A 21796-nucleotide genomic window follows, 5' to 3' on the forward strand; every position below is an offset into this window, starting at 1 on the left:
CAGACATAATGTGGTCCAATTGGGTAATTATGACTTATCCTTAACAAAACCCGGCTAATCGGGTACGGGGCAATCGGCAGTCACCGGGGTTCGAATGATCGAATTCGACAACGTATCAAAGTCCTACTGGACGGGGCAGCAGCGCAAGGTCATCCTCGACCATGCCTCGTTTCGCGTCGAGTTGGGCAATTCGTTGGGTATTCTCGCCCCGAACGGAACCGGCAAGACCACGATCATCAACATGATGGCGGGTCTGGAAAAGCCGGACGAGGGTGAGGTCCGGCGCACCAGCCGCGTGTCGTTCCCATTGGGTTTCATGGGCGGTGTCGTCTCGAAACTCTCGGCGAAAGAGAACGCGCGCTATATCGCGCGGCTTTATGGGCTGGACCCGGACTATATCGAAGCCTTCACGCGATGGCTTTGCGGTCTGGAAGAGTATTACGACTTCCCGCTCGGCACGTATTCGTCCGGTATGAAATCGAGGTTCACTTTCGCGCTGTTGCTTGCGCTGGACTTCGATATCTACCTGATCGACGAAGGGATGCCGCAAACGACGGATGCCGAGTTCAACCGGAAGGCCGGAAACGTGCTGCGCCAAAGGCTTGAAAGCGCGACTGTGGTGATCGTCTCGCACCAGGCGCAGACGCTCGAGAAATTTTGCCGAACTGCCGCCGTGCTCCATCACGGGCAGCTTTTTATGTTCGATTCCTTGGAAGAAGCGAAACAGCTCTATGACTACTCCACCCAAGGCTAGGAAATTCCGCATCCGCCGCCCGGCAGGCGCGCAGGGGGCGGATGCTTCCCGGGCCATGCCTTCGTCTGGGGGACCGCGTCAGGCGGCACCGCACCCGCCGCGTGCGACGGGGCACCAGGCCGCGCGGGACATGAACGAGATGGAGGCTCTTGCGGCGAACCCGCGAGAGGACGGTTTCGGGAACAGACCTTTTCCGGGGTCCGCCGCAGCCGATAATTCCTCACAAGCCCCGCAGGAGCCGGGCCGCGCAGCCGAACAACGCCCGGCACCGGAAGCGGAAATCGCGGCGATCAAGCAGGAAGGTCTGACCGGACGCCAGCTTCGCATGGCGCGACGCGTGGCTCAGAAGCACGGGCTACCGGCGACTTCGGATTACGATGCCGTGCGTCTTTTGCGGCGGTCCGGGATCGACCCGTTTCAGGCCGCGAACATGCTGCAACTCGTCACCGCCGACGAAGGATCCAAAGGGCAGAGCCAGGAGCCCAGGGTTCAACTCCCGCAGACCATTCCCGCGGGTGCGCCGCAGGTGCCGTCGACGCGGGTCATGGACGCTGCCGAGCGGGCCGCGTCGATCCAGGAAATGCAGGAAGCCATCGTGCGCCGGCGCCGCAAGAAGCTCGTGCTGCTGGCGACGCGCCTCGCCGCGTTCGTGCTTTTGCCGACGTTCGTGGCGGCATGGTATTTTTACGTCGTGGCCACGCCGATGTATGCCACGAAGTCGGAGTTCGTGATCCAGAAAGCGGAAAGCGGCGGCACGGCGATGTCGAGCCTGTTCGCGGGGTCCGGGCTGGCCACATCACAAGATTCGATCACCGTGCAGTCTTACCTGTCGTCGCGGGACGCGATGCTCAGGCTCGACGCCGATCTCGGTTTCAAGACGCACTTCTCGGAAGCCAGCATCGACCCGATCCAACGGCTCGATGGAGAAGCGTCCAACGAAGATGCCTACAAAATCTACAAACGGAACGTGAAGATCGGCTTCGATCCGACCGAGGGGATCGTGAAGATGGAAGTCGTGGCCGCGTCGCCCGAAGCGTCAGCCGCATTCTCAGAGGCCCTTATCAATTACGCCGAGCAGCGGGTGGACAACCTGACACAGCGCCTGCGTGAGGATCAGATGGCCGGCGCGCGGGAAAGCTATGAGGACGCCGAGCAGGAAATGCTGGCGGCTCAGGCCGAAGTCCTGCGACTTCAGCAAAGCATGGGCGTATTCGACCCGACCTCCGATGCGACGTCGGTCATGGGGCAGGTCACGACATTTGAGACGCAGCTTCAGCAAAAGCGCCTGCAACTGGAGCAATTGCTGGACAACACGCGACCGAACCAAGCGCGGGTCGAAGGCGTTCGGGGCGATATCAGGCGGCTTGAGTCGCTTATCTCCGACCTCAGGGCCAAGCTTACCGAAGAGGGCGGTGGTGGGCAGAACAGCCTCGCATCGGTGTCGGGCCAGCTGGCGATCGCGCAGACCAACCTGGAAACGCGCACGGCGCTCATGCAGCAAGCGTTGCAACAGCTGGAGACCGCGCGGATCGAAGCCAACAAACAGACCCGGTATCTTGAAATGGGCGTGCACCCGGTAGCTCCCGACAAGCCGACCTATCCACGTGCATTTGAAAACACGTTGCTGGCGTTCCTCGTCTTCGCCGGGATTTACCTGATGATCTCGATCACGGCGTCGATCCTTCGGGAACAGGTGACGAGCTAGTGATGCGCCACATTGGTATTTCCGGGCGGCAGATCGGAAACGATTTACCGCTCGCGTTGATTGCAGGACCTTGCCAGCTCGAAGGTCTGGACCATGCGCTGGGGATTGCGGAGGTGCTTCTGCGCCTCTGCGAAGCGCATGACATGCTCTTCATCTTCAAGGCCAGTTTCGACAAGGCGAACCGGACGTCCGCGAACGGCGCGCGTGGCCCGGGACTCGAGGCGGGACTCCTCCAGCTGGAAGGTGTCAAATCGCGGCTCGGGGTGCCGGTATTGACGGATGTGCACACGCCGGAGCAGGCGCAGAGCGCGTCGGAGGTCGTGGACATCCTTCAGGTTCCGGCTTTTCTTTGCCGTCAGACCGATCTTCTGGTCGCGGCAGGGGAAACCGGCAAGCCCGTGAACATCAAGAAGGGTCAGTTCCTCGCTCCCTGGGAGATGGCGCATGCGGCCGAAAAAGTCGCGAGGACCGGGAACGACGCCATCCTGCTCACCGAGCGCGGGGCCTCTTTCGGATACAACACGCTGATCGCGGACATGCGAAGCCTGCCGATCATGGCGCAGACCGGCTATCCAATTGTCATGGACGCAACCCACGCCGTTCAGGCCCCGGGCGGGATGGGTGGATCGTCCGGCGGAGACCGCAGTATGGCGCCGGTCCTGGCCCGCGCCGCCGTGGCCGTTGGCGTGGCGGCCGTGTTTCTTGAAACGCACCCGGACCCGGATGCCGCACCGAGTGACGGCCCCAACATGATCGAACTCGACGCCATGCCGGACCTGATCGCCGACCTCGCGGCCCTCGACGCCGTTGCGAAGGCGCGACGGATCATGCCGTGACGGACAAAGGCGTTTTCAAGAGCGGGTTCGCGCGATAGCGTCCGTGCCAAGGGGATTTTCATGGCATTCTTTCGTACCGTCTTATTTCTCATCCTGATCATTTCTCCGACCGGTCTTCCACAGATCGCGCTCGCGCAGAACGGCACCATCCACACAGGCGAGGGCACGTCCACGGCACGAAGCCAGCAGGATGCGGCAATCGCCAACAAGATCCGCGATATCATCCGCGAACTGGACGGGTATGAGGACGTGACCGTTCAGGTGCGGTCGGGCATCGTGACCCTGCGCGGCACCACTCTGGAGCTAAGCCAGGCCGAGAAGCTGGACGATCTGGTCGGCCGAGTCGAAGGCGTCGTCGCGATCGAGAACGAAGTGACCATGTCCACGGATGTCGCGAAGCGCCTGACGCCGTTGGTCGAGCGCGTTCAGACACGGTTCTGGCAGACGATCGCGTTCCTGCCGCTGCTTGGAGTTGCGGCGGTCGCCTTCGCGATCGTCCTCTGGATCGGCTTCTTCATCGCGCGGCGCCGACAGCCGTGGGACCGGATCGCCCCGAATGCCTTCATCGCGGAAATCCTGCGTGCCGTGATCCGTATCGCGTCCATCGTGGCGGCGACCGTGGTGGCGCTGGACATCCTCGGGGCGACGGCGCTTTTATCGACCATCCTGGGCGCGGCGGGGATCATCGGGTTGGCCATTGGCTTCGCGGTGCGCGATACGGTCGAGAACTTCATAGCTTCCGTTCTCCTGTCCATCCGTCAGCCCTTTGCGCCGAACGACGCGATCGAGATCAATGGCGACGAGGGAAAGGTGATCCGGCTCACCAGTCGCGCGACCATCCTTCTGAGCTTTGACGGCAACCACATCCGCATCCCGAACGCGACCGTCTTCAAAGCCCGAATCGTGAATTACACGCGCAACCCCGAGCGGCGGTTCGCTTTCGACATGGGCGTGGCCTATGGCACCGATCTGGCCGAAGCACGGGCATTGGCCGAAAAGACGCTTGAAGGTTTGCCCTTCGTTCTCGCCCATCCCGTAGTCTCCGTCTGGACCACCGAATTGGGAGGGTCCGACATCGGTTTGCGTCTGACCGCCTGGATCGACCAACGCGAAACGGGCCTGCTTGTCGCGCGGTCCGAGGCGATCCGGCAGGTGCTCATCGCCTTCGAGGCGGCAGGGATCGAGATGCCCGAACCCACCTACCGCCTGTTGACCACCGACCTCGACGCCGCGACCGAAGTCGAAGCGAAAAGTGCAGCCGCAGAGATACTTGCGGAAACGGAAGTGCAGGACGTCGCCGCGACGCTGGAACAGGACCTGGAGACCATCGTCACCGGGGAAAGAGAAGCGAAGCAGGACGAAGACCTCCTGCGCGCGGACGCCGCGAAGGAATAGCCCCGCATTTCGCGTAACTTTGGGCTTGCAGGCCATTTCCCGTTTGAGTAGGAACACGCGCACCGTTGGGGTGTAGCCAAGTGGTAAGGCAGCGGTTTTTGGTACCGTGTATCGTAGGTTCGAATCCTACCACCCCAGCCACCCACCCCCGTCTCACTTCCAGCATGACGACCTGCGGGGATTTTGGCCAAGCTTCAGTACGGGGTATGTCCGGGGAACAAAATTTGAGCCGGGCAGGGCGGTCTCTTGCGTTGGCCTGGACCGAACGATCTGTCTTCAAACACCTCGAAAGCTCGCCAGCAATCATCCGTCTCGCGGTGATGCTCTACCTTAGGTCCCCGTTGTTGTTCGACTGAGACTTGTTCCCGTTCGACTCAACGCACAGCCTTCGCAATGCGGGTGCGCCAAAATCTATTGTAGACAATATGTATTTTTTGAGCCTACAAAGAGAACAGGGTGGATGGTGCCTGCGATCGAATGGATGTCCCGGTTCACGATACACCCGTAAGCACTTTTGGGTGTGGGAGGCTCTTTTGGTCGAGGTCGCGAAGTCCAAGAAAATGCAATCCCTCGAGGACCTGCGCAGGCGAATTCTGACGCAGGACCTCGAGCCCGGCACGTATTTGGACGAGTCGCAGTTGGCCGCGACGTATGACTTGTCTCGTCCGCCGATCCGGGAGATCCTTTATCAACTCGCGGGCGAAGAATACGTCGTGCTTCAAAAGAACCGCGGCGCTCAGGTCGCCCCGATGACGCACAAGACGCTCAGGAATTTCTTCGTGGCGGCCCCGATGCTCTATGCGGCTGTGACGCGGCTTGCAGCTCAGCACGCCACGCAGGCGCAGATCATGCGGCTCAAGGATACCCAGATGCTTTTCCGAAAGGCGATCCGCGACGGGGATGCCGCGGCCCGGGCGCTGACCAACCAGCGTTTCCACGCGATCATCGGAGAGATGGCGGACAACGAGTTCCTGATGCCGAGTCTCCGGCGGCTCCTGATCGACCACACGCGAATTGCGATGACCTTCTACAATCCGCGCAATGTGAAGCTGGCGGAAGAACGCAGTGTTGCCGCGGACCAGCACGACCAGTTTATCGATCTGATCGAGGCGGGTGATGCCGAGGCGTCCGGTCAGCTGGCCATCGCACATTGGGAATTGTCGCGTTCTGAAATCGAAAGCTTCGTCACCCCTGACGGAATGGAAATACCGCTGGGGCAGGCGCCTGGCGGCTTGAGATAGAAAGGTCCGCCATGAAGTTCGATGGCATCTACACGCCGGTCATCACGCCCTACGGCGACGACGGCAGCATCGACCGCGATGCTTTTGCCGCCCAGATCGAGCATCTGATTGCGTCCGGCGTGCATGGCATCATCAACGGTGGCTCCACTGGCGAGTATTACGCCCAGTCGATGGATGAGCGAAAGTCCCTCGCATCCTGCGCCAAGGAGGTGATCGACGGGCGGTTGCCATTGGTCGTCGGCACGGTCGCGATCCGCCTGGAGGACAGTCTTGCCATGGCCGAGCACGCGGCCGAGATCGGGGCCGACGCGATCCTCGTTGGGTCGCCTCCGTATTCGGTGCCGACCGAACGGGAGAATGCGTTGAACACGCTTGCCATCGACCGGGCGGCGGACCTTCCGATCATGCTTTACAACTATCCGGGCCGCATGGGCATCGAGATGGGCGAAGAGTTTCTCGACCGGGTTGGTCGGTCGCGCAACGTTGTCGCGATTAAGGAAAGCTCCGGCGATATCAACCGTGTGCATCTTCTGGCGCGTGATTATCCCCATATCCAGATGTCCTGCGGGATGGACGATCAGGCCTTGGAATTCTTCGCCTGGGGTGCGCGCAGCTGGGTCTGCGCCGGGTCGAACTTTCTTCCTGACGAGCATGTGGCGCTTCACCGTGCGTGTGTCATGGAAGGCGATTTCGACAAGGGCCGGCGGATCATGTCGGCGATGATGCCGCTCATGCGGGTGCTGGAGCAGGGCGGGAAGTTCATTCAATGCGTGAAATACGGATGTGAGATGAGCGGTCACTACGCAGGGCCGCCGCGTCCGCCGCTCCGCGCGCTCAACAAGGATGACAAGCGGCAGTTGGAACAGGTGGTGCGCGTGCTGAAGCGCACCGTGGCCGAGATCGAAGCGGAGTAAGACATGAGCGACCTTCTGACGACCGAAGAATACAAAGCCATCGCCGCCGAACTGTCTCCGCCGACCCAGGCGTTTATCGACGGCTCGTTTCGCCCGGCGAACTCGGGCAAGACGTTCGATACCGTGAACCCTGCGACCGGAGAGGTGATCGCGAAGATTGCCGCCTGCGGCGCCAATGACGTGGATTTTGCTGTCGAAAAGGCCCGTGACGCGTTCGAGGACGGGCGCTGGTCGCGCCTGCACCCGAGTGAGCGAAAAGAGGTGCTCATCCGTCTCGTGAAGCTGATGAAGCGCAATGCGCGCGAACTTGCGGTGATGGAAAGCCTCGACAGTGGTAAGACGATTTATGACTGCGAGACGGTCGACCTGCCCGAGACCATGCATTGCCTGACGTGGCATGCCGAGCTGATCGACAAGATTTATGATCAGGTCGCACCCGCTTCAGACGACCATATAGCGATGGTCCTGCGCGAACCTGTTGGCGTGGTCGGGCTGGTTCTTCCGTGGAATTTCCCACTCCTGATGCTCGCCTGGAAGATCGGGCCTGCGTTGGCCGCTGGCTGTTCCGTCATCGTGAAACCGGCCGAGGAAACTTCGCTCACCGCTTTGCGCATGGCCGAGCTTGCGATGGAGGCCGGCATTCCGGCGGGCGTGTTCAACGTCATACCGGGGAGTGGGGTCGAGGTCGGAGAACCGCTGGGGCGGCACATGGACGTTGACATGGTATCGTTCACCGGATCGACGGCCACGGGGCGGCGATTTTTGGGATATTCGTCGGAGAGCAACGTCAAAGAGGTCACGCTCGAGATGGGCGGCAAGAATCCGGCGATCGTGCTGGACGACGCCGAGAACCTCGACCGGGTCGCAGCCCATATCGTCAACGGCGCATTCTGGAATATGGGGGAGAATTGTTCCGCGTCGTCACGGCTGATCGTGCAGAAAGGCGTCAGGGACAAGCTCATTGAAAAGATCTTGGCCCATGCCCGCGAATGGCCGATGGGCGATCCGCTCGATCCTGAAACCCGCGTTGGCGCTCTGGTCTCCGAAGCCCACTTCGACAAGGTCCGCTCCTATATCGGAGACGATGCGACCGTGATCTTGGGTGGAAAGGCCGAGAAGGGGTTCGTGGAGCCGACGGTGATCGAGGTCGCGCGCGACGCGAAACAGGCGCGTGAAGAGATCTTCGGGCCGGTGTTGTCGGTCATGACCGTGGACAGTTTCGACGAAGCGATTGCTCTGGCGAACGATACGGATTACGGGCTTGCCGCCTCGATCTTCACCGCCAACTACAAACGGGCGATCCGGGGCGCACGGATGCTTCGTGCGGGCACAGTGACCGTGAACAGTTTTGGTGAAGGGGACATCTCGACACCCTTCGGTGGCTATAAGCAATCCGGTTTCGGCGGCCGGGACAACGGCATCCAAGCACACGATCAATACACGCAGATCAAGACGATCTGGCTGGATCTGGCCGATGACGACGACGAGGCGGTTGATTGACGACGCTGAGGGCCACACGGCTTCCCGATCTTCCGGGTCCGGCCGCTTGGAATGTCATACTCGGGGTCGATCCGCCACGTCCTTCGTTGAAGGGGCAGGTGTCGGCGGATGTGGTCATCGTCGGGGCAGGGTTTGCCGGGCTTTCGGCGGCACGACGGGTGCGGCAACTGGAGCCTTCGGCGAAGATCATCGTGGTCGATGCGGTCGCGGTCGGAGAAGGATCTGCGGGGCGCAATTCCGGGTTCATGATCGACATCCCACATGACCTCGTCTCCGACGATTACGCGGGCGCGGGGGACGACTTGGCGGTGATGCGGCTCAACCGGCAGGCGATTGCATTCGCGGCCGATGCTGTCGCCGACTACCGGATCGACAGCAACTTTTTCGACCGAGCGGGCAAGATAAACGGCGCGGCAAGCGATCATGCGGATGCGAACAACCGCAGCTTTGCGCAGCATCTCAACCGTTTGGGCGAGAGCAGCGAAACCCTGGACGAGCGACAGATGCGCGAAATCACAGGGTCGGCGCATTATCGATCCGGTCTTTATACGCCTGGCACTGTCATGTTGCAGCCCGCCGGCTATGTGCGCGGATTGGCGAAAGGGTTGGCGCGCGACGGTGTCGATATTCTCGAGAACTCACCGATCAAGGCACTGACCCGACAGGGCAGCGCTTGGCAGGTGGAAGGTCAGGCAGGGGTGATCAGCGCGGGGCGGGTGATCCTTACGGTGAATGGCCATCTGGCGAGCTTCGGCATTGAACAGTCCAGCATCATGCAGATGTTTCTATACGCCGTGATGACGCCTGAACTGGATGACGGGGCGCTTGCGATGCTGGGCGGGACGTCACGGTGGGGGATTACGCCATCTGACCCAATGGGAACGACTGTGCGCCGGATCGACACCGGCCAGGGTGGCAACAGGATCGTGACGCGGACATGCGCCACGCTGCGGCCGGGGACGCGTGTCTCGAAGGCCGACGTCCGACGGGCGGCGCGTGTGATGCAGCAGAAGTTCGACCGGCGTTTCCCCCAGCTTGCTGGGATGAAGCAGGAATTCTCCTGGGCCGGGCATCTCGCAATGACGCTGAACGGGGTTTCGGTGATGCGCGAGATCGACACAGGGCTGTTTTCGGGATGCGTTCAGAACGGGCTTGGCACGGCGCGCGGAACGCTCACCGGTATAGGTGCTGCGGAACTGGCGTTCGGTGTCGAGAGCGACATAACGCGCCATTTCACGGCAGAGCCCGCGCCCAAGCGGCTGCCGCCCCAGCCGTTTCAGGAGATCGGCGCAAACGCGTTCATCCGATACAAGGAATGGCGCGCGCGTGACGAGTGATCACGACCGAACGGGTTTGGCCACAGCTTGATCTGGCCCGAATTGGCGGTCAGGAGGCAAAAGGTACGCGTGAGCATCGGGTCAGCGTGGCGTTCGCCCGCGCACCATCGCGTCTTCCGTCAGGCGGTCTAGAAGGAGGCGACCGGGGGGCCAAACAGGGTTTCATCGGGCGTCACGCCCAGACCCGGCCCGGTCGGGAGCGCAATATGGCCGCCGACGATGTCGATGCCGGCATCCGGGTCGTAGTGTTGTGCCACATAAGGTGCTGCAAGCCAGACGCCGTCCATACGTTCGGGGGCGACCGTCGCCCCGATCTGGGTGCAGGCCGCCGAGACGATGTCGCCGCCCCAGGCGTCGTCGCAGGTATGCGGAAGCCGCCGCGCCGCGCACAGGTCACGGAACGCGCGCATCGGGTGAAGACCTCCGAGCCTGCCGACTTTCATACCGAAACCGTCGACCAAACCAGTGCCCGCAGCCTCGATCGTGGTGGCAAGGGATCGGCCGTTTTCGTCCATGTAGAGGGGATGGTGCAGGAACGGCCGCACCGTGCGCAGGTCATCGACCCGATTGCAGGGCTGTTCGATGACGAAGGGCAGGGCGCTGCAGGCCCGCGAGAACTGGATGGCGTCCCCGGTGGACCACCCCCGGTTGCCATCGGCGGCGAGCTTGACCCCCGATCCTTCAAGCGCTTCGCAGACCTTCCGCATCGCGGCGATGTCGATCTCCACCGGGCGGCCGGAAAGCTTGATCTGAAGCCTTGGATAGCCTTCGGCCACCTTTTCACGCGCGATGCGCGCGGCCTCGTCCGGTTCACAGACCCCAATGGAGTAATAGGAGGCAACCCGGTTCGTCAGCGCGCCGCCGAGCAGGTCACACACGGGAATGTTGAGGGACCTTCCCAAGGCATCGAAGGCCGCGATGTCGATGGCGGACTTGGCGTAGTTGTGGCCGTAGAGAAGCGAATCCATCCGGGCGTGGAGCGGGACCGGCAAGACGTCGGCCCCGATCAGGTTCGGCGCGAGTTCGGTCAGCGCGGCAAGCGCGCCTTTGGCATGTGCCTCGGCGTAGGTCGGGCCGACGGGACAGGCCTCGCCCCAGCCGATCACACCGGTGTCGGTCACGAGCTTTACGATGGTCGTGGTCAGGGACCAGACGTCGCCGCTCGCGATCCGGTAGGGCCCATCTTTCACCGGCAGGTCGTGGGTGAATAGATGAAGCTCTGCAATCCGCATGTCAGCACCTTGCAAGGTGCGGATAGCTATCGCGGAATCGTCCGAATTTGTGCGCACCGCACGTCACCGCGTGATAGCGCGCCGGGTTCTCGGAGGTGACGCAGTTGGGGAGGGGACCGAACTCGGCATCGTAGTCTGCATCTATGAAGAACGGGATCGAGTATCGTTCGCGCCCGGACGTGTTCACGACGCGGTGCAAATTGGCGAGGTAGAGATCGTTGGTCAGCCGTTGGACGAGATCGCCGATGTTGATCACGAACGTGCCGGGGATAGGCGGCGCTTCGACCCAGCCGCCTTCGCGGTTCATGACTTGAAGCCCACCGACATCGTCCTGGGCGAGTATGGTGAGATTGCCGTAATCGGTGTGCGCGCCGATACCGATAATGCTTTCGTCGACCGGTCCGGCCTGTGGCGGATAGTGAAGCAGTCTCTGGATACAGATCGGATTTGTCGTGAGCGGTGCGAAGAAGTCTTCGTCCAACTCGAGCGACAACGCGATCCCCTCGAGCATCCGGGTGCTGAGTGTTCGCATCGCTTCATGGTAGGCATAAACGGTTTCGCGAAACCCGGGCACTTGGTTCGGATCGGGCCAGAGGTTCGCACCGAAAAACGGCGTCAGGTCGCCGGGCGTTTCGGGGCCAAGGTCGAAGACCTCTTTCAAATCTTTCGTCTTGGTCGGATCGGTATTCTCGCCGAACGGTTCGATGTAGCCACGCAGCGTCGTGCCGGAAGTCGAGACGTGAAGCGCCATCTTGTCGGCCTCCGGCAGTGCGAAGAATGCCTTGGCCTGAGCGAAGGTATCGCCGATCAAGTGTGGGGCGACACCGTGGTTCTTCACATACATGAACCCAACGTTTGTCAGCGCCCAGTTGATATCGCGGGCGACCGAGGACTTGTCCGTTCCGTCGAGCAGCGTTGCGATGTCGACCACCGGGATGCGGTCGAAACTGACGCGGTGGGCGCGGAGCCGGTCATCCAGTTGTGCAGTGAAGTCTGTCATGGGCCGGTCTCCTTTTGTCATGACCTTTCAGAAGGTTTGGTTCAACTCGTCGACGGCGGGAATTTCGCGTTCCCTCCGTGCGATATAGTCGAGCAGTTCCTCGTTCTTCGCGTCGTCGAGTTGCGGTTCCTGATACTCCGCGAGGAGTTTGCGAGCATGCTCCAGCGCGCGTTGCGTGATTTCCTTTTCGCCGTCGGCTTTCCATTGTTCGATCGAGTTGTTGTCGAACATTTCGGGCATGAAGAACGCTGTCTGGAAATTGTCCTGGGTGTGTTGGTGGCCCAGATAATGTCCTCCGGGTCCGACATCGGACACCGCGGCGAGCGCCTGGTCGAAATCGTGCCATTTCGGGCCTTCGGCCATTCGATAGGCCATTGCGCATTGCTCGGCATCCACGATGAATTTCGCCGTCGAGCAGTGCATCCCTGCTTCGTTCCACCCTGCTGAATGCCAGATGTAATTGGCACCGGCATGTATCACGGCAGAGAGCGTTGTCGCACTTTCATAACCTGCCTGCGCGTCGAAGGTCTTGGCGCCGCCAAGTGTGTTCGACGTGCGCCAAGGCAGACGGTAAAAACGCGCCATCTGACCGATCATGAAATTCATGAGGCTTATCTCGGGCGTTCCCGCCATGGGCGCGCCGGACTTCATTGAAACGGTCGCGAGGTAGTGGCCGTAAACCGCGGGCGCGCCGCGACGGATGACTTGCGTGTAGGCCAACGCCGAGAGGGCTTCGGCATTGAGCTGCGCGACCGTCACCGGAACGGAAGCCGGTGTATTGGCACCACCCAGGACGAAGGGCGAGCAAAGCACGGGCTGGTTTCGTCTGCTGAAGGCGCGCATGGCGCCAAGCATGGTTTCGTCCCAGACGAGCGGCGAGTTTCCATTGATGTTGCCCGTGGTGACCGGGTTCGCCTCCATGAAGTCTTCGCCGAACAGGATGGCGCACATTTCCATGACGTCCTCGGCGTTCTTCGGCGATGTCGTCATGCCCATGAACATCTTGTCGGAGTGTTTCATCGAGGAATAGGTGATCTGCAGATGCCGATGCGCAACCGGCAGGTCCATCGGCTCGACGATGTGGTGCGCGGTCGAATGCAGGGCCGGCGACATATGGCTGAGCTTGTGAAACATCGCGAGGTCGTCGAGCGTCGGGTTCCTGCGGACATCGTCCAGATCGCGCAAGAAGGGTGCGCCGGTCATAGGCACGAACACCGAGTGAGCGCCGCCGAGGCGCACGTTGTTCTCTGGATTGCGCGCGGAATACGTGAAGTCCTCCGGGATCGTCGCGATCAGGTCCCGCACGAGGGCGCGGTCCAGGTAGACGATCTCACCAACAACCTTGGCACCGGCCGCTTTCCAATCCGCGAGCGCGATCTCATCGCGGAAATGGACGCCGACGTTTTCGAGAATGTCCATCGAGGCTGCATCTATCTTCTCGATCTGCTCCTGGTCCATCACCTCACAGGTCGGCAAGGCGCGGATCAGACCGGGCAACATCCTGATATCGCGCGTTTCGCGGAGGATTTTTCGCGCCGCGCGTCCACCGGCGCGACCACGGGACCGGGTCTTGGGGATTTCGAGCGTTTGGTTCATGCGATCCTCCGATGATGAGGCAGCATCGCTCGACCACTGCCGCTTGCGCGTGTCGGAATCCGAAATCCTTTTGCAGAAACCGACATGCACAGGTCAGGAACGGCATGTTGATCGCCTGTTTCACGGCGACCTGTTCGGGCTAGCGTCGGTCGACATCAAAGACACTGGTGTCGGTCGCAAGAAAAGTGGGTCAGCGAAGACGCCCTCTCACCACCGCGCGTATCGGATTCCACCTTCGTTTTGCGCGGCGGAGGGGGGCAAGTGTCGTCGTCGAATAGACGACCTCGCGTTTCAGCTTTTGTCGGCTTCGTTCAAGAGGCCCTGGACCCAGCGGGAAGCGGCCCAGTTTGCGGGAAACGCCAACGGAACGGATACGATAAGCGCGGTTGTGGGGGAGAGTGCCGTGACGCCAAGCGATTGCAGCAGCAGAAAAAGCAGGAACAGGTTTATGGCGACGGCTGGCAAGACGAAAGGGAACAAAAGGAGCTTGAGCTTCCATGAAGGGCGGAGGGATGTCATGCGGCATCCTTTCCAAGCAGCTGGCGCGTGGCATCTTGCGCGATAAGAGCTGGCGTGGAGTCCCATTGGATGAAGGGCGGCAGGCAAGGGCCAAGGAACCCGGCGGCGTGAAGCCCGGCGGGCACGTCCTGTGTCATGTGGCCGGAGTTCAACGCGAACCACGGCAGACAAATGGCTTGTCCCATATCTCGCGCGACGACTTGGAGCGCGGGTTCCTGCTCCAGAAATCCGGTTCGGATTTCGCGCATCGGGATGCAGGTGGCGAGTTTCGCTGCGAAGGCACGGGCTTCGGCCGCATTTGATCGGCCGTGTGCCGAGCCGTGGGAGGCAATCAGAAGGCCGGTGGCCTGCGCGTCCCACCCAAGATCGTCGAGGACCTGCGCCAAACGGGCTGCAGCGGCCCTCGGCAGGTCGTTGGACTGACCAAACGGAGCGAGCTTGGGAACATTTTTTGGAGTTCGGCTCGGCAAGATCGTATCGGTGAAGAACCCCCCCGCCATGAAGAACGGATAAATCACGGCGTCAGGGTGGCTCGCGAGGGCCGCTTCAAGCTGGCCCGATGCTGCAAGCGTGGCAGAGGCCACCCGCCACCGCCCGTTGAGACTGGCGCAGACCTTGTCTGCCAGCTTGGCGAGCGCATGCTCCTGCGGTTCGGGGTCCGATGGGCTACCATGTGCGACGATGAGGATGGTTCGGTCCATTTCAGTGGCTCGTTCCGTCGGAAAAGCTGATCTTGTTCCAGACATTGTATTTGCCGACCGGTTTCGACATCGGCAGTCGGCGCACTTCCTCGAGTGTCTCGGAATCGAACACGATGAGCGCACCGTCGTTCTCCCAGACCGACACCAGCGCGTGGGAGCCATCCATCGTGAACTCGATATGGCCAACCGTCTTTCCGGGGTCCGGGTCGAGAGTGCGGACGATCTCAAGCGTGTCCTTGTCGAGGATATGAAGCTTGTCCTTGTGCGGCCCCATGAACACGTCGGCCCAGACGTACCGCGTGTTTTCGTGGCTTCGCAGGAAGAAGCCCGGACCGAGCGTCTCGATGCTCTTGACCAGCGACCAGTCGGCCGTGTCGATGACGCTGAGGCGGCCTTCGCCCAGATGCGGTGTGGCCATGACCTGTCGGCCCTGCGAGGTCCAGCTTATCCCGGAGCCGAGATGCGGCATTCCGGGGAGCGGTAGCGAGGCTACTTCCCGTCCGACGTCGAGGTTGACCACGACTCCCCTGTCGCCCGAGCGGCTTGTGCCGATCAGGTTCCGATAATCCGGTGTGAAGAAAAAATCGTCCATCGGCTCGTTCACCAGGATACGCCGGCGGGCGAAGAGCCCGACTTCGTCTGAAAGCGCCTCTTTCATGCCTGCTTCGTGGCTGTGCACGAAACCATCGAAGAAGGGGCCGCCATCCTCGGTCGTCGCAATTTCCCAGATCTCGGGCGCGTCCTTGAGGGCGAGGATGAAGCTTTCGCGTTCGGGGGCCTGGTAGACCGCCGAGACCCGGCTCTCGGTGCCGTCGGCGGCGGTGATCGTGCGGATCTGAGCCGGCTCCAGCGTGTCGGTGGACAGGATCGTGAGCGTGTGGGGCAGGTAGTTCGCGACGGCGAGCCATTTCCCATCCGCGCTCATTGCCACATTGCGAGAATTGATCCCGGCGCGCACGCGGGCAACTTCGGCGAGCGACCAGATGTCATACTTCTGCACCCAACCGTCGCGCGACATGACGAAAACATACCGCCCGTCCGGCGAGAATTTCGGGCCGCCATGTACTGCGAAAGGCGTTTCGAACCGGTCGAGCACGTCAAACGTGTCGCCGTCGAGCACGCTGATGTGGTGGTCGCCGGTCTCGACCACCAATGTGATGTTCATCGGGTTGGCGTCGAAGAGGGGTGCGTCCGCAGCGCTGTAGTCCGTGTTCGTAACGAGTGTGTCGCGAATGTCGGCTTCGGTCCAGGTTGGCACGTGGTCGAGCGGGGCCGAGATGAAAGCTGCGACTGACTTGATGTCCTCAGGACCGATCGTCTGGGAGAATGCTGGCATCTGGGTGGCCGTGCGACCATGCGCGATCACGTCTTCCAGCGAAGCGCCGCGCAGGCGTTTGAGGGCTTCGGGGATCAGCGCCGGGCCGACGCCGCCCAGCCGCGTTTCGCCGTGACAGGAGGCGCAGAGGTCGGAGTAGATCGTCGCGCCGTCGGGAGCGGCGGTGACAGGAAGGGACGAACCAACTGTCACCGCCACCGCGACGGCGGCTGCCGCGCGGGTCATCTCAGAAAAAGCGGTGTTCCGGATCATGGGTCTTGCCTCGGAAAGGTGTGACTTCGACGCGGGGACCGGAGGATTGGGAAAGGCCGATCTCGGCGTCGGAAAGGTAACAGGCCGGGTCCTCGGCCCAGGGATCGCCTGTGACCTGAAGCGCCCGTATGCGGGTGTTTCCGCCACAGACGTCCTTGAACGCACAGGCTCCGCAGCGGCCCTTCAGCGGACGGGGTCGTTGCCGCAGCGTGGCGAGCATGGGGTCCTCGCCATACCAGAGCTCGGAGAAAGGCGTCGTCTTGACGTTGCCGATCGTGTAGTCGGACCAGTAGGTGTCCGGGTGGACCGTGCCCAGCGGCGCGATATTCGCAACCCCAAGGCCCGATGAATTGCCCCCCCAGGCGCGCAGGTGATCCTCGACATGTGCAACCCGTGCTTCACCGAAGTGACGGCGCGCCCATTGAAGGAAATAGACTGCATCCGCGTCGTTGTTGCCGGTGACGATTTCCAACGGTTGATCCTCGGCCACGGCAACCCATGCCCGGTCTATCAACGTGTCCATCGCACGTTTGGTTCGTAACCGTTCGGTGTCGTCTCCGCGGTTCTTGTCGCCGCGACCGGCATAGACGAGGTGGGACAGGTAGAACTTGTCGACGCCCTCGCTGTCGCACAGGTCGATCATGTCGTCGAGCATATGTGCGTTGTCTTCCGTGATCGTGAACCTGAGGCCCACCTTGATGCCGCGTTTCTTGCATTCGCGCACGCCTTCGAGAGCCTGGTCGAATGCACCTTCCTTGCCGCGGAACCAGTCGTTCATCGCACCGATGCCGTCGAGAGAAATGCCGACGTAGTCGAAGCCGATGTCCGCGACACGCGCGGCGGTGTCGCCGACGATTTTCGTGCCGTTGGTGGACAGCGCGAGGTGCTTGAAGTTCAGACTTCGGGCGCGTTCCGCGATGCCGAAGAAATCGGGGCGTGACAAAGGCTCACCACCCGAAAGGATGAGAGCGGGGATGTTCAGCGAGGACAGGTCGTCAAGCACGGACAATGCCTGAAACGGGTTCAATTCGCCCGGAAAGTTCACGTCCGCCGATACCGTATAGCAATGCCGGCACCGCAGATTGCACCGTCGGGTGAGGTTCCAGATCACGACCGGCTTGACGGGGCCGGACCCGCGACGGGTCTTCACGGGTGTGGGTGTGACGAGTTCCTGCATGTATTGCGTGAGCCGGAACATCAGTGTGCCTCCTTGCGTAGACGCATCCCGGTTTTCTTCAGGATGCGGGCGGAATAGAGAACGTCACAGGCGCGGCAATCGGCACCGAGCATATGCGCGATCTCTTCGCGATGTGCTTCGACCTCGTCGCGGCTGGATCCGTGGACCATGGCGAACAGGTTGAAGGGCCAGTCAGGCAGCGCGCGGGGCCGTAGATAGCAGTGGCTGACAAAGGGCAGGGCGCCGATGCGCTCGCCCAGAACGTCGGCCGCACTGTCCTCCACGTCCCATACGGTCATGCCGTTCGCGACCATGCCGAGCGCATAATGATTGGGGGCGAGCGCTACGCGGCGGATCACGCCGGCCGCCTGCATCCGATCCATGCGTGCGATGACATCGGCCTCGTCCAGACCCAACCAGCGCCCCACCTCCGCGAATGGCTGCGCCACGAGGGGCAAGCCGCCTTGCGTGGCGGAGAGAATGGCGCGATCTGTCGTGTCGATGGTCATGCTGTGACCCTGAAGCCTATGAAAAATTCCTTCAGTTTCGGAAAGCGCATCACGGTCAGTCCCGTTTCCGCCTCGATCCGGTCCGCCGTCTCGTCGATTCCTTCGGGCGTATCCGTCGCCAGAACGAACCACATGTTGAGGTGGTGGACGCGTTCATAATTATGCGCGACCTCGGGATGATCATTGACCAAAGTCATGACCCGTTCGAAATCGTCTTCCGGCACGTGCATGGCGCAGAGACAAAAGGCGCCTCCCATAGCGGCGGCATCTATGAAGGGGCCAAAACGCGTGGCGGCCCCTATGTCCCGCATGCGGGCGATGCGGTCGATCACGTCGGCCTCGGCGAGATCAAACTCCTGCGCGACGGCGGCGAAAGGATGCGCGGTCAATGTGATCCCGTCCTGGAGCCTGTTGATCAACTTGCGGTCGGTGGCGTCCAGTGCGTCTGGGGCGAGAGCGGTGCGGCGCATATCAGGCGACCTCGGCTGGCTTGGCTGCGATATGCGCGCCCGTCTGTTTGAAGCACTTTTCCGAGAACAGGATCTGGTACCGGGTGCCTTCCAACTCGGGCAGACGCGTCGCGGCTTCGATCACCGCGAGGGCATCGGGTCGCGTCCTGGCATGGATCATCGAGAACAGGCCATAGGGCCAAAGCTCGTCGACGGTGCGGCGCTCATAGCACAGGGTGACGCCCGGAAGGGCCGCCAACGCAGCGCCGGCCGCTTCCATCCGGTCCGGTGCCACCTGCCAGGCGACCATCGCGTTGGCGCGCCAGCCGATGGAGCGGTGGCGCACGATGACGCCGAGCCGGGTTATGATGGCCGCGTCGCTTAAGGCCGCAATGCGCCCCAGCACGTCTTCTTCGCTCCGGTCCAGTCGCCGCGCCAGATCCGCGTAGGGCCGTGGTGAAATCGCGAGGCCTTCGGTCAGTCCGGCGAGTATCGCTCGATCCGATGGACGCAGCGCCGCAATATCTGCCTGAGGCCGCGAAAGATGCGGTGTCGGCCGGCCTGCGAGGGAGAAACCCAGGTCGATATTGAACGGCCGCACGAGTCGCAGATCCAACAGATCGAGCCCACTGGCCGCGCGGATGCGATCGAGACTCGCATCCAATTCGTCAGCATTCGGGGCCGTGGCGACGAACCATAGGTTCCAGTCGTGTTCGCGCAGGTAAGAATGGTTCACGCCCGGCTCGCGCCCGACGATCTCCGCCACCTCGTCGATCCGCTCGGTCGGCACGGCGAGGGCGGCGAGGGTCGATGCGCCTACGGTGTTGGGTCGCACGGTCGCCCCGACACGCGCGATACGCCCGGCTGCGATCTGGGACGAAAGCAGCGCAAGGACGTCGCTTTCTTCGCAGCCGAGCGTCTCGGCCATGTGCCTGAAGGGACGCGGCACAATCGGGAAATTCCGCTGGAACTCATCCAGCAGGCGGTGTTCGAGGGGGGGGAGACGTTCGAGCATGATTACAGCCCCGGTTGATGCGCGCGGGCCGTGAAGAAGATGCCCGAGGGGGCATTGGCTTCGATTTCGGCTTTCACTTGATAGGTGCGCGTGTCGTAGATGATGACCTTGTTGTCATCGCGTGACGACACCCACGCCTCGGCGCCGCGCGGGGCGAATTCCATGTGCAGGATCGCCTTGCCCGGTTTCAGCGTCTTGACCACTTCGTGCGTGCGGCTGTCGACGACCTGCACCACATCGTTGAGCGGCGTGGCGTAATTCACCCAGACATAGGGCGAGGCGGGTTGCGCAATGATGAAGACAGGTTGTCCATGAGTGGGGGTGCGCCCGACTTCTTTCAGCGTTTCGCGGTCCACCCAGAGAAGCTCGTGACGCCCAACGGCGGGGAGGACGAATTGCCCCTCCGTGAAGGCCCAGCCTTGCAGATGGGGCATCTTGTAGACGGGCATGTCGTCCTCGACCTTGCCGTAGTCCTCAAGGAACTTGACGGGTTTGGGGTCATCGTCCCACAGGTCGATGGCGGTGACGCCTTTTTCTCCGAAAAGCCCGATCAGGTAGGTGTGCGCGTCATCGGTGACGACGGCGTCGAACGGGTTGAGACCTGCATTGCCGATAATCTCGATGACTGGATCGGGGCTTGAGAAATCACCCAGAAACACCTTGCCGGTATCCCAGACTGTCCAGATGAAGCGGCGACCGGGAAGATCGGCCAGTCCGATGGTCTTGCCGTCCGCCGGAACGTCGGCCACGAGCTCGAGGGTGTCGGCGTCGAATACCTTGACGCCGCCGGGCGTGTAATTGGACACCGCCACCAGTTCGCCATCGTCCGAGATCGCGCCGCCGATGGAATTGCCGGCCTGGATGGTGCGGGCCTTGATCTCCTGCGTCAGCATGTCGATCTTCGTCAGCCCGCCGTCGCGCCCGAAGACATAGGCGTGGCGTTCGTCCGGGGCATAGGTCATGGACGCATGAGACATGTCGCCCAGGTCTTCGACCCGCCCGACCGCGGCGCGTTCCGAGCGGTCGATCACCAGCACCGAGCCGGTGGCACGTTCGACGATCAGGCCGAGATCGCCAGTGGCGCGCAGGGTGTCGTCTGCGAAACCTGCAATGGGCAGGAGTGCAAGTGCGGTGGCGGACAGAAAGCGGTTCATTCGTCGGTCTCCTGTTGCAAGAGGTAATCGGCAATCCATTGCGCTTCGGCATCTGTCAGAAGCGGACGCCACGGCGGCATGGCGGTGCCCGGCACGCCGTCGAGAATGATGGTGGCGAGCACGCCGGGATCGGCTCCGTCGAGCGCCTCATGGGTCAGCGGCGAGCCAAGCCCGCCCTTCATCGTCAGCCCGTGGCAGGAGCCGCAGTCCTGAATGACCATGTGTTCGAGTTCTGCCGCACGGGTCGGCGACATCTCGGCCATGGCCGGAACGGCGAGAACGGCAAAGGGCAAGAGGGCCAGCGCCCTAAACGTGCGCAAGGGCATTGTCGGGAAACTCCGCAAGGGTTTCGGCCTCTTCCCCCAGCGACACGGTTTGTCCGACGAAGAACAGGACCGGCGCGGGCAGATCGGCGATCGCCGCATCACCATTAAGCCTGTCGAGGCGCGAAAAGACGGTTTGCTGCCGGGGCGTCGTGGCCTGCGACACCGCCATTGCGGGCGTATCGGCGGGCAGTCCGTGCGCCATGAGGTTTCCGGCGATTTCTCCGATATTGGCGGCACCCATGTAGATCACCAGCGTCGTGTCGCCGGAGGCAAGGCTGAACCAGTCGAGATCGAGCGTGGCGTCGGCAGCACGGTGCCCCGTGACATATCGCACGCCCGTTGCCAGACCACGGTGCGTAAGCGGCACGCCAGTCGTCGAGGCCGCGCCCTGCGCAGCCGTGATGCCAGGGATGTAGCAGCATGGGATGCCTGCCGCCCGAAGCTCGGCGGCCTCCTCGGACCCGCGTCCGAAGATCAACGGGTCGCCGCCCTTCAGGCGAACGACCGTCCGCCCCTGCCGGGCGAGCCGCACGAGGGTTTCGTTGATCTGATCCTGAGGGACCTTGTGGCACTTGGGCATTTTGCCAACGTCGATACGCTTGGCACCGAGCGGTGCGAGCGCGAGGATTTCGGGTGAAACCAGCCGGTCATAGACCACAACATCGGCGCGATCGAGCGCGCGCACGGCTTTGACGGTGAGCAGGTCGGGGTCGCCCGGTCCTGCGCCGATGAGGAAGACGGTGCCGATGGTGAGGTCTTTCATGGCTGACGCTTTCGCTGGCTGTGAGAAACTGAATGAAAGGGAATACGGGCGGGGATAGAATGGAGGCTCGACCCCCGCCCGAAGC

21 protein-coding genes and 1 tRNA gene are annotated in these 21796 nt (G+C 62.1%); 9 read left to right on the forward strand and 13 right to left on the reverse strand.

Going from position 1 to position 21796, the window contains the following annotated elements; all coding sequences use genetic code 11:
* The first annotated feature begins 94 nt into the window (after nucleotides 1–94).
* The 9 genes from KJP28_RS08035 to KJP28_RS08075 all read left to right on the forward strand — a co-directional run bounded on the left by KJP28_RS08035 (nucleotide 95) and on the right by KJP28_RS08075 (nucleotide 9682).
* The gene (locus KJP28_RS08035) at nucleotides 95–754 is read left to right on the forward strand and encodes an ABC transporter ATP-binding protein (RefSeq protein WP_218392048.1); all 660 of its coding nucleotides are present in this window, start codon (nucleotides 95–97) and stop codon (nucleotides 752–754) included.
* Between the two features lie 130 nt (nucleotides 755–884).
* Nucleotides 885–2459, forward strand: a complete 1575-nt coding sequence (locus KJP28_RS08040) for a KpsE/RkpR family capsule polysaccharide export protein (RefSeq protein WP_336245316.1) — start codon at nucleotides 885–887, stop codon at nucleotides 2457–2459.
* Between the two features lie 2 nt (nucleotides 2460–2461).
* Nucleotides 2462–3295, forward strand: a complete 834-nt coding sequence (gene kdsA / locus KJP28_RS08045) for a 3-deoxy-8-phosphooctulonate synthase (RefSeq protein WP_218392050.1) — start codon at nucleotides 2462–2464, stop codon at nucleotides 3293–3295.
* 60 nt (nucleotides 3296–3355) lie between these two features.
* The gene (locus KJP28_RS08050) at nucleotides 3356–4690 is read left to right on the forward strand and encodes a mechanosensitive ion channel family protein (protein ID WP_218392051.1); all 1335 of its coding nucleotides are present in this window, start codon (nucleotides 3356–3358) and stop codon (nucleotides 4688–4690) included.
* A gap of 66 nt (nucleotides 4691–4756) precedes the next feature.
* Nucleotides 4757–4831, forward strand: a tRNA-Gln gene (locus KJP28_RS08055).
* Between the two features lie 392 nt (nucleotides 4832–5223).
* A complete protein-coding gene (locus KJP28_RS08060; protein ID WP_255552274.1) occupies nucleotides 5224–5931 on the forward strand; it encodes a GntR family transcriptional regulator in 708 nt (235 codons plus the stop codon).
* A gap of 11 nt (nucleotides 5932–5942) precedes the next feature.
* Nucleotides 5943–6845, forward strand: coding sequence for a dihydrodipicolinate synthase family protein (locus tag KJP28_RS08065; RefSeq protein ID WP_218392052.1), 903 nt, complete (start codon nucleotides 5943–5945; stop codon nucleotides 6843–6845).
* 3 nt (nucleotides 6846–6848) lie between these two features.
* A complete protein-coding gene (locus tag KJP28_RS08070) occupies nucleotides 6849–8345 on the forward strand; it encodes an aldehyde dehydrogenase (protein ID WP_218392053.1) in 1497 nt (498 codons plus the stop codon).
* Nucleotides 8342–9682, forward strand: coding sequence for an NAD(P)/FAD-dependent oxidoreductase (locus KJP28_RS08075; protein ID WP_218392054.1), 1341 nt, complete (start codon nucleotides 8342–8344; stop codon nucleotides 9680–9682). The genes KJP28_RS08070 and KJP28_RS08075 overlap by 4 nt, the downstream gene beginning before the upstream one ends.
* Before the next feature lie 128 nt (nucleotides 9683–9810).
* On the opposite strand, the gene KJP28_RS08080 is transcribed toward KJP28_RS08075, so the two are convergent.
* The 13 genes from KJP28_RS08080 to cobA form a co-directional block, all read right to left on the reverse strand.
* Nucleotides 9811–10914: a mandelate racemase/muconate lactonizing enzyme family protein gene (locus tag KJP28_RS08080; protein ID WP_218392055.1), complete on the reverse strand. Its 1104-nt coding sequence runs from the start codon at nucleotides 10912–10914 to the stop codon at nucleotides 9811–9813.
* Between the two features lies 1 nt (nucleotide 10915).
* The gene (locus KJP28_RS08085) at nucleotides 10916–11914 is read right to left on the reverse strand and encodes an isopenicillin N synthase family dioxygenase (protein WP_218392056.1); all 999 of its coding nucleotides are present in this window, start codon (nucleotides 11912–11914) and stop codon (nucleotides 10916–10918) included.
* A 27-nt stretch (nucleotides 11915–11941) separates the two neighbouring features.
* Entirely contained in the window at nucleotides 11942–13510 is a 1569-nt protein-coding gene (locus KJP28_RS08090) for a trimethylamine methyltransferase family protein (protein ID WP_218392057.1), read from the reverse strand.
* A gap of 291 nt (nucleotides 13511–13801) precedes the next feature.
* The gene (locus tag KJP28_RS08095) at nucleotides 13802–14029 is read right to left on the reverse strand and encodes a hypothetical protein (RefSeq protein ID WP_218392058.1); all 228 of its coding nucleotides are present in this window, start codon (nucleotides 14027–14029) and stop codon (nucleotides 13802–13804) included.
* On the reverse strand, nucleotides 14026–14730 hold the full coding sequence (locus tag KJP28_RS08100) for a CbiX/SirB N-terminal domain-containing protein (protein WP_218392059.1): 705 nt from the start codon (nucleotides 14728–14730) through the stop codon (nucleotides 14026–14028). The genes KJP28_RS08095 and KJP28_RS08100 overlap by 4 nt, the downstream gene beginning before the upstream one ends.
* A 1-nt stretch (nucleotide 14731) precedes the next feature.
* Nucleotides 14732–16318 carry a cytochrome D1 domain-containing protein gene (locus KJP28_RS08105; RefSeq protein ID WP_255552275.1) on the reverse strand — a complete coding sequence of 529 codons (1587 nt, stop codon included), beginning with the start codon at nucleotides 16316–16318 and terminating at the stop codon, nucleotides 14732–14734.
* Nucleotides 16293–17516 carry a heme d1 biosynthesis radical SAM protein NirJ gene (nirJ, locus tag KJP28_RS08110; protein ID WP_218392060.1) on the reverse strand — a complete coding sequence of 408 codons (1224 nt, stop codon included), beginning with the start codon at nucleotides 17514–17516 and terminating at the stop codon, nucleotides 16293–16295. Before nirJ ends, KJP28_RS08105 begins: the two co-directional genes overlap by 26 nt.
* Nucleotides 17516–18004: a siroheme decarboxylase subunit beta gene (ahbB, locus tag KJP28_RS08115; RefSeq protein ID WP_218392061.1), complete on the reverse strand. Its 489-nt coding sequence runs from the start codon at nucleotides 18002–18004 to the stop codon at nucleotides 17516–17518. The genes nirJ and ahbB (KJP28_RS08115) overlap by 1 nt, the downstream gene beginning before the upstream one ends.
* On the reverse strand, nucleotides 18001–18474 hold the full coding sequence (locus KJP28_RS08120) for an Lrp/AsnC family transcriptional regulator (RefSeq protein ID WP_218392062.1): 474 nt from the start codon (nucleotides 18472–18474) through the stop codon (nucleotides 18001–18003). The genes ahbB (KJP28_RS08115) and KJP28_RS08120 overlap by 4 nt, the downstream gene beginning before the upstream one ends.
* 1 nt (nucleotide 18475) lies before the next feature.
* Nucleotides 18476–19468 (reverse strand): siroheme decarboxylase subunit beta, encoded by a 993-nt coding sequence (gene ahbB, locus KJP28_RS08125; RefSeq protein ID WP_218392063.1) that lies wholly within the window; start codon nucleotides 19466–19468, stop codon nucleotides 18476–18478.
* Nucleotides 19469–19470: 2 nt separating this feature from the next.
* Nucleotides 19471–20622 carry a cytochrome D1 domain-containing protein gene (locus tag KJP28_RS08130; RefSeq protein ID WP_218392064.1) on the reverse strand — a complete coding sequence of 384 codons (1152 nt, stop codon included), beginning with the start codon at nucleotides 20620–20622 and terminating at the stop codon, nucleotides 19471–19473.
* Nucleotides 20619–20948: a c-type cytochrome gene (locus KJP28_RS08135; RefSeq protein WP_218392065.1), complete on the reverse strand. Its 330-nt coding sequence runs from the start codon at nucleotides 20946–20948 to the stop codon at nucleotides 20619–20621. Before KJP28_RS08135 ends, KJP28_RS08130 begins: the two co-directional genes overlap by 4 nt.
* On the reverse strand, nucleotides 20929–21711 hold the full coding sequence (gene cobA / locus KJP28_RS08140; RefSeq protein WP_218392066.1) for a uroporphyrinogen-III C-methyltransferase: 783 nt from the start codon (nucleotides 21709–21711) through the stop codon (nucleotides 20929–20931). The genes KJP28_RS08135 and cobA overlap by 20 nt, the downstream gene beginning before the upstream one ends.
* Between the last annotated feature and the right edge of the window lie 85 nt (nucleotides 21712–21796).

It is taken from the genome of Maritimibacter dapengensis (assembly GCF_019218265.1).
GTDB lineage: Bacteria > Pseudomonadota > Alphaproteobacteria > Rhodobacterales > Rhodobacteraceae > Maritimibacter > Maritimibacter dapengensis.